The sequence below is a fragment of the Catellatospora methionotrophica genome, from assembly GCF_011297335.1.
Taxonomy (GTDB): domain Bacteria; phylum Actinomycetota; class Actinomycetes; order Mycobacteriales; family Micromonosporaceae; genus Catellatospora; species Catellatospora methionotrophica.
The window spans coordinates 1-7,019 of record NZ_JAAOTJ010000047.1 but is presented as its reverse complement, the minus strand read 5'-3'; the positions used below and the strand labels follow the sequence as shown (position 1 = coordinate 7,019).

Annotated in this window: 8 protein-coding genes; 2 read left to right on the top strand and 6 right to left on the bottom strand. The window is 72.2% G+C overall.

The window, feature by feature from the left end:
• Window positions 1–518, top strand: a 518-nt coding sequence (locus tag HAV40_RS37750; protein WP_338076464.1) for a GNAT family N-acetyltransferase, incomplete at its 5' end; no start/stop codon positions are given.
• Between the two features lie 64 nt (window positions 519–582).
• Here HAV40_RS37750 and HAV40_RS37745 read toward each other — a convergent pair.
• From HAV40_RS37745 to HAV40_RS37725, 5 genes are all read right to left on the bottom strand, one after another.
• Complete coding sequence (locus HAV40_RS37745; RefSeq protein WP_166389121.1) at window positions 583–942, bottom strand: hypothetical protein; 360 nt, start codon at window positions 940–942, stop codon at window positions 583–585.
• Window positions 943–1,219: 277 nt separating this feature from the next.
• Entirely contained in the window at window positions 1,220–2,245 is a 1,026-nt protein-coding gene (locus HAV40_RS37740; protein ID WP_166389120.1) for an aspartate-semialdehyde dehydrogenase, read from the bottom strand.
• A 132-nt stretch (window positions 2,246–2,377) separates the two neighbouring features.
• Window positions 2,378–3,241 carry a DMT family transporter gene (locus tag HAV40_RS37735; protein WP_166389119.1) on the bottom strand — a complete coding sequence of 288 codons (864 nt, stop codon included), beginning with the start codon at window positions 3,239–3,241 and terminating at the stop codon, window positions 2,378–2,380.
• A 1-nt stretch (window position 3,242) separates the two neighbouring features.
• A complete protein-coding gene (locus tag HAV40_RS37730) occupies window positions 3,243–3,653 on the bottom strand; it encodes a hypothetical protein (RefSeq protein WP_166389118.1) in 411 nt (136 codons plus the stop codon).
• A 19-nt stretch (window positions 3,654–3,672) separates the two neighbouring features.
• On the bottom strand, window positions 3,673–5,292 hold the full coding sequence (locus HAV40_RS37725) for a glycoside hydrolase family 13 protein (RefSeq protein WP_166389117.1): 1,620 nt from the start codon (window positions 5,290–5,292) through the stop codon (window positions 3,673–3,675).
• Window positions 5,293–5,506: 214 nt separating this feature from the next.
• On the opposite strand from HAV40_RS37725, the gene HAV40_RS37720 reads away from it, so the two are divergent.
• A complete protein-coding gene (locus HAV40_RS37720; RefSeq protein ID WP_166389116.1) occupies window positions 5,507–6,292 on the top strand; it encodes a DUF6807 family protein in 786 nt (261 codons plus the stop codon).
• Window positions 6,293–6,374: 82 nt separating this feature from the next.
• Here HAV40_RS37720 and HAV40_RS37715 read toward each other — a convergent pair whose 3' ends face one another.
• Window positions 6,375–6,977 (bottom strand): TetR/AcrR family transcriptional regulator, encoded by a 603-nt coding sequence (locus HAV40_RS37715; protein ID WP_166389115.1) that lies wholly within the window; start codon window positions 6,975–6,977, stop codon window positions 6,375–6,377.
• Between the last annotated feature and the right edge of the window lie 42 nt (window positions 6,978–7,019).

Here is a 7,019-nt window from a genome sequence, read left to right as displayed (position 1 = left end):
GGCGGGGGTGGGGATGGGCGGGGGTGGGGATGGGCGGTCATCGGGTGCGGGTGGGGCGGGTGACGGAGTTGCCGCTGCTGGTGGAGGTGGAGCTGGCCGCTGATCGGGTGTTCGACGCGATCGGGATGGGGCCGCTGCCGCCGCCGGGCAGTGTCGAGGAGCTGGCCGCCGCGTCGTGCGTACTCGTCGCGGGTGATCCGCCGGTGGGGTTCGCGCGGCTGGGTGTGGTCGACGGGCAGGCGCACCTGGAGCAGTTGTCGGTCCACCCTGACCACGCTGGACAGGGCGTCGGCAGCGATCTGCTCGAAGCCTCGTGCGAGTGGGCGGCGCGGGCGGGTCACCGGGCCGTCACGCTGACCACGTTCGCCGACATCGTTTGGAACGGCCCGTTCTACGCCCGGCGCGGCTTCTTGCCGGTCACCGAGCTGAGCGATGGTCTGCGCGAGATCCGCGCGCACGAGGCGGCGCTCGGACTGGACGAGCTCGGTCCCCGGATCGCCATGCGCCGGGTGCTGTGACGCGCAACCGTCTTCGCTGACGACGGCGGAGTGCTCTCCACCCGCACAGCTCGGCGGTGGTCGGTTACATGGCGCCCAGCGCGAACAGCAGGGCGACTCCGGCCACGGCGGCGACGGGCATTCCGGCGATCCAGCCGATGGCCAGGCCGACGCTGTTGGCACCGTCGCGACGCAGGGTGCGGGTGATGCCCAGCGCGACGACGGCGGTCGCGAGCACCAGCTGGGCTATCACGAAACCGACGCCGTAGACGGCGCTGGGCTCACCGGACGGAGCCGCCGGCAGCAGTGGGACCGTCAGCGCCAGACCGTGTCCGGCCAGCGCGTTCCAGATGCCGGACCGGACCCGCCGCACCCGCCGTCTGCGGCGCTCCCCGGCCGAGGGCACCGGCGTCACCGCCGCCGTCGCGGCAGCAGTCGGCGTCACGGCGGCAGTCCGCGTCGCGATAGCAGTCCGCGTCGCGGTGGGGGCCGGGTAAGGGAGGTCGTGCGCGGTGGCGGTGGGTGGCTGGGCCGCTGGCAGGGGTGCCCGGTAGGGGTTGAGGGTCACCCGTACATTGCATCAACCGGGCGGCCCGGCGGGCACGGCCAGCACGATGTCTTCACAGCATCCCCACAGGCCGGTGAGAAGCCCGGCGGGTAATTAGGAAGGGCACCTTCCGCAACGCAGAGCGTTGGGAAGGTGCCCTTCCTTCGCTTGGGGGTCAGGAGAGTTCGGCGAGGACCAGCTCGGCGATCTGGATGGCGTTGAGGGCGGCGCCCTTGCGCAGGTTGTCGCTGGAGCAGAACAGGGCCAGGCCGTTGGGGGCCGTCTCGTCGCGGCGGATGCGGCCGACGTACGTCGGGTCCTGTCCGGCGGCCTGCAGCGGGGTCGGCACGTCGGCCAGGATCACGCCGGGGGCGTGGGCCAGCAGCTCGCGGGCGCGCTCGGGGCTGATCGGGTCCGCGAAGCGGGCGTTGAGCTGCAGCGAGTGTCCGGTGAAGACGGGCACGCGGACGCAGGTGCCGGAGACCGGCAGGCCCGGGATGTCGAGGATCTTGCGGGTCTCGTTGCGGAGCTTCTGCTCCTCGTCGGTCTCGTAGGAGCCGTCGGCGACGATCGCGCCCGCGAGCGGCAGCACGTTGAACGCGATCGGATGCGCGTACACCTTCGGCTCCGGGTAGGTCACGGCGCTGCCGTCGTGGGCGAGCGCGCGGGCCTCGGCGACGACGGCGCTGGCCTGCTCGTGCAGCTCGTCGACGCCGGTGAGGCCGGTGCCGGAGACGGCCTGGTAGGTGCTGGCGATCAGGCCGGTCAGCGTGGCCTCGTCGTGCAGCGGGCGCAGCACCGGCATCGCGGCCATGGTGGTGCAGTTCGGGTTCGCGATGATGCCCTTGGGGCGCAGCTTCGCCGCCTGCGGGTTGACCTCGGCGACGACCAGCGGCACGTCCGGGTCCAGCCGCCAGCCGGACGAGTTGTCGATGACGACCGCTCCGGCCGCGGCGACCTTCGGCGCGAGCGCCAGCGAGGTCGTCTTGCCCGCCGAGAACAGCACGATGTCGAGCCCGGCGTAGTCCGCGGTCGCCGCGTCCTCGACGGTGACCTCGCCGTCGGCCCAGGGCAGGGTGCGCCCGGCGGACCGGGACGAGGCGAACAGCCGCAGCTCGCCGACGGGGAACTTGCGCTCCGCGAGCACCCGGCGCATGACGCCACCGACCTGGCCCGTCGCTCCGACAATGCCGATTCTCATACGCACAGGTTACTCAATCGTTGATCTACCAGGGCCGCCGTCCCGTCATCCGGGCGGTGTCGGACCGTGACGGGCGGCACGTCAGCGGGGGTTCGCGCCCTGCCGCGGGTGTGGTCGCGGCCGGGCGCGACGTCAGCCGCGACCGAGGGTGACGCCGACCGCGCCGACGACGACGCCGAGCGCGGCGACCAGCCGCCGCCACATGTCGCGCTCGCCGAGCAGCCGCGCGCCGAGGAACACCACCAGCAGCACGCTGACCTCGCGCAGCGGGGCGACGACGGTCACCGGGGCCATCGTCATCGCGGTCAGGGCCAGCATGTACGCCCCGGGTGAGCAGATCGCGGTGCCGAACACCTCGCGGCGGTGCTCCCGCCACACCTGCTTCGCCCTGGCCCGGTGCTTGATCAGCCACGGGGCCAGCAGCAGCGCCCGGCCGGTGTCGCCGCCCCAGTTGACCAGGATCGGCGACAGGGCGGCGACCGCGACCGCGTTGCGGTCCCAGAGGGTGTACGCGGCGATGAACACGCCTGTCGCCAGCGCGTACATGATGGGGGCCCTGCGTTTGAGGGTGTCGGGGGACGGCATGCCGATCAGGGCGACGCTGATCGACAGGGCCAGGGTGCCCGCCCAGCCGAACAGGCCGGGATTCTCGTCGAAGAACGGCACCGCGACAGCGCAGATCAAAACCGGCCCCAGGCCACGCGCGACCGGGTAGACCACCGACAGATCGCCGACTGCGTATCCGCGTTGCAGCAGCAGGTAGTAACCGGTGTGCAGCAACGCCGCGCCGCCGACCAGCACCAGGCTGCCCCAGCCGAGCGCGTCCCAGCCGGTGACCAGCGCCCAGATGCCCAGCGGAGCCCAGAGCAGCGCGGCGACCACCGACCAGACGGCCACGAAGACGGTGCCCGCGACCGCGGCCCGCTTGGACAGCAGGTTCCACGTCGCATGGCACAGCACCGACGCGGCGACCAGCGCGAACGCGGTAGCCGACACGTCAGGCCGTCACGGCGGACTCGGCAGCGAACGCGGCTGCGGTTTTCTGCCGCGCGGCAGTGTTCTGATCGGCGCTGGGCAGCCGCTCGGCGATCAGCGACGTCCCGGCGAGGTGGCTCTCGCCGATCAGCGGCTGGCCGAGCACGGTCGGAGCGACCGAGACGTGGCTGACGTCGGCGGGTGGCGTCGCGCCGATGCCAGCGCCGCAGGCGGCCAGCCACGCGGTGCGCTTCCAGCGGCTGTCGCCACCGACCGCCCAGGTCGGCCCGGACAGGGTCGGCGCGTCGGTGCTCAGCTCGAACTCGGCCGGCCAGCCGTCACGAACGACGGCGTCCAGGTGCGGGGTGTGCGCGGCGCGGGCGGTGTCCAGGCGTACGCCGTCGATGCCGACGACCAGGATGTGTGCGCTCATCGGTTCTCTCCGGCGGTGTTCACGCGACGCGCAGCCAGACGGCGCTGTGCGGGGCGACCTTCAGCTCCTCCAGCGGATCGCTGGCGAGCAGCAGGTACTCGTAGGGCGGCAGATCGGCGGGGGTGTCGCCGAGGTTGACCAGACAGGCGAAGCCGTCGCCGCGCTGGAAGTGCAGCACGCCCTCGGGGGCGGGCAGCCACTGCAGCGGGCCGTCGCCGAGGCTGGGCTCGGTGCGGCGCAGGTGCAGGGCGCGGCGGTACAGCTCCAGCATCGAGCGCCGATCACCGGTCTGCGCCGCGGCGGACAGCTCCGCCCAGCTCGCGGGCTGCGGCAGCCACGGGTCCGCGGCCGCGTGCTCGGGGCTGAAACCGTACGGCGTCGACTCGCCTGACCAGGGCAGCGGCACCCGGCAGCCGTCACGGCCCCGATCGGTGAACCCGGACCGGATCCAGCGCGGGTCCTGCAGCAGCGCCTCCGGGATGTCCTCGACCTCGGGCAGCCCCAGCTCCTCGCCCTGGTAGACGTACGCGGAGCCGGGCAGGGCCAGCGTGAGCAGCGCGGCAGCGCGGGCCCGGCGGGTGCCGAGCGTTAGGTCGCTGGCCTCGACGTGCTTGGCGTCGTCGAACGAGTGCGCGGTGTGCGCCCGGCCGTACCGGGTGACGTGCCGGACCACGTCGTGGTTGGACAGCACCCAGGTCGCTGGCGCGCCGACCATCGCGTGCGTGGCCAACGTCGTGTCGATCACGTCGCGGAACGCCGCGGCATCCCACGGGCAGCTCAGGTACGGGAAGTTGAAGCCCGTGTGCAGCTCGTCCGGGCGCAGGTAGCGGGTGAACCGCTCGGGGTCGTCGTCCCACAGCTCACCGACGAACACCCCACGCTGCGGGTACGAGTCAGCGATCTTGCGCCAGTCGCGGTAGATCTCGTGTACGCCCTCCTGGTCGCGCCACGGCCGGATCACGTTCGGGCCGAGCGTGGCCACGTCGGGCAGGGACGGGTCCTTGACCAGATGGTCGGCTACGTCGATGCGGAAACCGTCGACGCCGCGGTCGAGCCAGAAGCGCAGCGTGGCCTGGAAGTCCTCGCGTACGGCCGGATGGTCCCAGTTCCAGTCGGGCTGCTCGGGGGCGAACATGTGCAGGTACCACTCGCCGTCGGGGACGCGGGTCCAGGCCGGGCCACCGAAGTGCGAGCCCCAGTCGGTGGGGGGCAGCTCGCCGTTGTCGCCGCGGCCGGGGCGGAACCAGAACAGCTCCCGCTCCGGCGAGCCGGGGCCCGCCGCGAGGGCGGCCTGGAAGCGCGGGTGCCGGTCGGAGCAGTGGTTGGGCACGATGTCGACGATCACGCGCAGGTGGTGCTGGTGTGCCTCGGCGATGAACAGCTCGGCCTCGGCGAGGGTGCCGAAGACCGGGTCGATGTCGCGGTAGTCGGCGACGTCGTAACCGGCGTCGGCCATGGGGGAGACGTACCAGGGGCTCAGCCATACCGCGTCGACGCCGAGGTCGCGCAGGTAGGGCAGGCGCTCGCGCAGTCCGGTGAGGTCGCCGAGGCCGTCGCCGGTCCCGTCGGCGAAGCTGCGGGGGTACACCTGGTAGATGACGGCGTCACGCCACCAGGGGTGTTCGTGTCGTGCGGACATGTCCGGCTCCGTGGGCGAGGGGGTCGAGGTAGGGCCCATAGTAACGCGATGGAAAACGCTTTCCTTCGCGAGCGCCCACCCTGGCGGCCCCGGCCGAATCCTCGGTCCGCTGGCGGTCGCCACCCTGGCGGGTGTGACGGGAACCCGCTAACCTCAACTTCGGCAAGCGCTTTCCGCACCCGCGGCAGGCCTGGGTCGAGAGGTGGCGGGTCGCGTGGAGTTCCGGGTCGCGGGGCGGGTGGTTGCCGAGTACCACTCGGGCGCGGAGATCGAGCCGACGCTGGGGCCCCGGCCCTACCTGCATCCGATCCGGACGCTCGCGGGCACCGTGGTGACCGACGCCGTGCCCGAGGACCACCGGTGGCACCTCGGGCTGTCGCTGGCCGTGCAGGACGTGAACCGGAACAACCTGTGGGGCGGGCGGACGTATGTCCGGGACCAGGGGTACACCTGGCTCGACGATCACGGGTCGATCACCGGCGAGGGGTTCGACGAGGTCGGGACTGGCGGGTTCACGCAGCGGCTGGCCTGGCGGGCGGCGGACGGCAAGGTGCTGCTGTCCGAGCGGCGCACGATGACGGCGACGTACCTCGACGAGCGGTCGTGGCTGCTGGAACTGGGGTGGTGGCTGACCGCGAAGCGGACCGTGACGCTGGGCAGCCCGGCGACGAACGGGCGGCCGGGCGGGGCCGGGTACGGCGGGTGCTTCTGGCGGGTCGCGCCCGGGGCGAATCTCGGGCTGAGCGCGGGGGAGCTGGCCGGGGAGGAGCAGGTCAACGGGAGTGCGGAGCCCGAGCTGTTGTGGCGGGGCGAGTCGGGCGGCGCGGCGTACACCCTGCGGTTCTCGGGGTTGGGCGACGGCGACCGCTGGTTCGTGCGGACCAGTGAGGGGTCGACCGGGTATCCGGGGGTCTGCGCCGCGTGGGCGTACGAGCACACCCGGACCATCGCGGCGGGCGAGACCCGCACCGGCACCCTCCGGGTGCGGATCAGCGACTGATCGGCCTGCTGTTTCGGGGAACTGCGGCCTTGCGCGGCTGCTTTCGGGAACCTGCAACGCCGGACGGCGGCGCGGGGCGTGGTCAGGCGAGGTCGGTGGGGTCCACGCCCACTTCACGGGCGGCGACCATGCGCATCCATTCGAAGGCCTGTTTGCGGGAGATGGCCTTCTCGTGGACGGTGAGCTGGACTGCCAGGCCGTCGATGATGGCGTTGATGCGCCAGGCCGCTCCGGCCGGATCGTCGCAGGTGAAGGAGCCGTCGGCGACCCCGTTGGCGATGACCTCGGTGAGGCCTTCCTTCCAGCGGAGGTCCATGCGGCGCGACACCTTCTCCAGCTCCGGTGTGCGCAGCGCCTCCGACCAGCCGTCGATCCACATCATCCAGGACTTGGACCGGCCCGTCGGGGCGAGCAGCTTGACCAGCTTCTTCAGCTTCTCGACGGACGACGCGTTCGACTCGATCACCGCGTGCAGCCGGGCCATGTCCTGCTCGGCGGCGTACGCGAAAGCCTGCGAGAGCAGCGCGTCCTTGCTGGTGAAGTGGTAGAAGACCAGGGCCTGGCTGACTCCTGCCGCCTTGGCCACGTCGGCGGTCCGGGTGTTGGCGAATCCCCGCTCGACGATCACGTCCACGGCGGTGCGCAGCAACGCGTCCAGGCGCACTTCAGCAGTTCGTCGAGCCACCGCTGAACCCTAACCCACCCCCGCCCGCCCCCCACCATCCAC